The 2231-nt window shown below is 49.6% G+C and carries 3 protein-coding genes; all 3 read left to right on the top strand.

The genetic code is table 11. The features are described 5' to 3' along the window. Window positions 1–26: 26 nt before the first annotated feature. Window positions 27–590, top strand: a complete 564-nt coding sequence (gene def, locus H6F50_RS02075; RefSeq protein WP_190410870.1) for a peptide deformylase — start codon at window positions 27–29, stop codon at window positions 588–590. Between the two features lie 17 nt (window positions 591–607). After that, window positions 608–802, top strand: coding sequence for a hypothetical protein (locus H6F50_RS02070; RefSeq protein WP_190410931.1), 195 nt, complete (start codon window positions 608–610; stop codon window positions 800–802). Window positions 803–1017: 215 nt separating this feature from the next. Continuing rightward, the coding region (locus tag H6F50_RS02065) for a PrsW family glutamic-type intramembrane protease (protein ID WP_190425770.1) at window positions 1018–2231 on the top strand (1214 nt) is incomplete at its 3' end.

Here is a 2231-nt window from a genome sequence, read left to right as displayed (position 1 = left end):
AAGCTGTATCTGCGAGCCAGAATGCTATGACGACTGAAGTTGCCGTCGAAAAGAAAAAGTTAGAAAAACCGCCATTAGAAATTCACTATATGGGCGATCGCGTCCTGCGTCAGCCAGCTAAACGTATTGCCAAGGTAGACCAGGAAATCCGGCAGCTGATTCGGGAGATGCTGCAAACCATGTACAGCGCAGATGGCATCGGTTTGGCAGCCCCCCAAGTGGCAGTGCAAAAACAGCTGATTGTCATTGACACCGAACCGGATAACGCCGCTAATCAGCCTTTAGTGTTGATTAACCCGACTATCAAGAAATTCGGGCGCGACTTGTGTATGTTTCAAGAAGGCTGTCTTTCTATTCCTGGCGTTTATATCGACGTGAAGCGCCCGGAAATGGTGGAAGTGGCTTTTAAAGACGAGCAAGGACGCCCCCGCACCATGAAGGCGACTGGACTCCTCTCCCGCGCTATTCAACACGAGATGGATCACCTCAATGGCGTGCTGTTTGTGGATCGGGTGGAAAATGCGATCGCTTTGAATGAGGAGCTGAAAAAGCATGGCTTCTCTGCTCAAGCTGTTAAGCCAGTAGCTTAAGGATATCACCGCCCATGATGACCCCGAAAAGTGGTGTATTTTTGCTCGGTTCTTGCGTAGCAGCGATCGCTGCCGTTGGCTCCATTTTTGAACTCGCTTCTGGAAACCCCGACTTGGGCAACTTGCCTACAGGGATCATCCTGGCTGCCAGTATTCCTCTCGTTGGATTTCTGTTCTATGCCGCAGTTCGGGAAGCCAACTCTCACCAATAAATAGCATTGAATCAGGGTGATAGAAATCAACAAAAATCACCTACCAAAGCTTGAGACCCGGTTTCTTAAAGAAATCGGGTTTCTTCGGATAGGGTTTTTTGTAATGATGTGCTGAGTTGTTAGCTTTTAGCCGGACAGAGGGGGTCAATCCCAGCCTCTACAACTCCCCACTAATTGCTAAGCTATCGCTAATCGCTTTCTCGCAATCTACTAAAATGACAGGCCAGAGCTACACAAGTGGGTTTCTCCGGCTGCTTTCTACTGGTGCTGCTGGTACGCCGCTGCCCCCATACTTGCTTCCGCTCGATCGGGAGGTCGTGATTGGGCGCGAACCCAGTTGTCAAATTGTGTTGGATTCTAACCAACATGGTGTTGTATCCAGGCGTCATGCGGCAATCCGTCCCCTTACTCAGTCGGGAGTAGCATCCAGTTGGCAAATTTGCGACCTCAACAGTGCCAATGGTACCTACGTGAACGGGAGACGCTTACAGGGATGTCAAATGTTGCACGCAGGCGATCGCATTGAGTTGGGACAAAACGGCACAGAGTTTATTTTTGAGTTTCAAACTCCCTCGATCAGAACTCAACTGTCGTCTCAGCCATTCGCACCAGTGCAGCCATCCCAGCCGGAAGGAGTGACATTTACCCAGTTATTTCCGATTTTTTCCACCGGACGAGATTTAACGAAAAAAGCTTATCTAGTACCGGGGATGGTTACAGTCGGATTTGTGGTCTTGATGTTTGCCGCTGTCGGTGAGTCAGTGGTATTCAATCTGTTACTGGCAGCTTATCTCGCTTGGGCAGCTTATTACTTTGTCTACCAACTTTGCGGCAAGCATAAGCCTTGGTGGGTACTTCTGGGTTCAGCCGTCACAACTGCTTTGATTTTAGTCAGTCCTGTCTTACTAGCTTTTATCTATGTTTTTCGCCGTGTTTTGCCCGGAGACGTAGAAGCGGTACTCCGAGGTTCGGAACAGGTTAGTTTGATTGACTTTCCCAGTTTGCTGCTCCGAATGTTTTTCGGAGCAGGATTGATGGAGGAGTTGCTCAAGGCGTTGCCAGTGCTGGGATTGTATTTAATTGGGCGAGGATTTCGCTCTCCCCTGCGCGATCGCATTGGCGTCTGGGAACCCCTGGATGGAATCCTGCTGGGAACCGCCTCAGCAGTTGGCTTCACCCTGTTGGAAACACTGGGTCAATACATCCCCCAGATTATCCAAAATGTGACACTACAAGCTGGAGAAGGTGCTGGAGAATTGGTGGGATTGCAACTCCTGATTCCCCGAATTTTAGGATCGGTGGCAGGACACATGGCTTACAGCGGCTATCTAGGCTATTTCATTGGGCTGAGTGCCCTAAAACCCAAGAAGCGCTGGACAATTTTGCTGATTGGTTATCTGACAGCATCAGGACTCCATGCGTTGTGGAA

It is taken from the genome of Coleofasciculus sp. FACHB-712, from assembly GCF_014695635.1.
Lineage (GTDB): Bacteria > Cyanobacteriota > Cyanobacteriia > Cyanobacteriales > FACHB-T130 > FACHB-T130.
The sequence above is the reverse complement of the archived record's forward strand: the minus strand, read 5'-3'. Positions and strand labels throughout refer to the sequence as shown.

Coding starts and splice junctions, on each gene's coding strand:
- def (WP_190410870.1), top strand. CDS start 27: ATGACGACTGAAGTTGCCGTCGAAAAGAAAAAGTTAGAAAAACCGCCA.
- H6F50_RS02070 (WP_190410931.1), top strand. CDS start 608: ATGACCCCGAAAAGTGGTGTATTTTTGCTCGGTTCTTGCGTAGCAGCG.